The organism is Ferrovum myxofaciens (assembly GCF_000735045.1).
GTDB lineage: Bacteria > Pseudomonadota > Gammaproteobacteria > Burkholderiales > Ferrovaceae > Ferrovum > Ferrovum myxofaciens.
The window spans coordinates 1-253 of record NZ_JPOQ01000518.1 but is presented as its reverse complement, the minus strand read 5'-3'; the positions used below and the strand labels follow the sequence as shown (position 1 = coordinate 253).

The 253-nt window shown below is 53.0% G+C and carries 1 protein-coding gene; it reads right to left on the bottom strand.

What is annotated here, in order from left to right:
• The coding region (locus IV91_RS16430; protein ID WP_233418505.1) for a DUF3987 domain-containing protein at window positions 1-209 on the bottom strand (209 nt) is incomplete at its 3' end.
• Window positions 210-253 lie beyond the last annotated feature (44 nt).

Genomic DNA, 253 nt, shown 5'->3' with positions numbered 1-253 from the left:
ACGTGGAAGATCACCGCAAGACGGGCTGCGTTGTCGGCAACTTTTGACGCAACATCCCGAACATCAAACAGTGTTCCCTTGCTGGCTAGTTCTGTTTCAATCGTGTCATGGAACTTGATCCATAGCGCCTTGGCTTCATCACTTAAATCGACCATACCTGGGATAATTCCTTTGACGATCCCGCGCTGTCTTTGGAGTAGTTCGGTCATACGCTCGTGATACCGGGCCAACGCTGGCCATGTCGCCGGGGCCT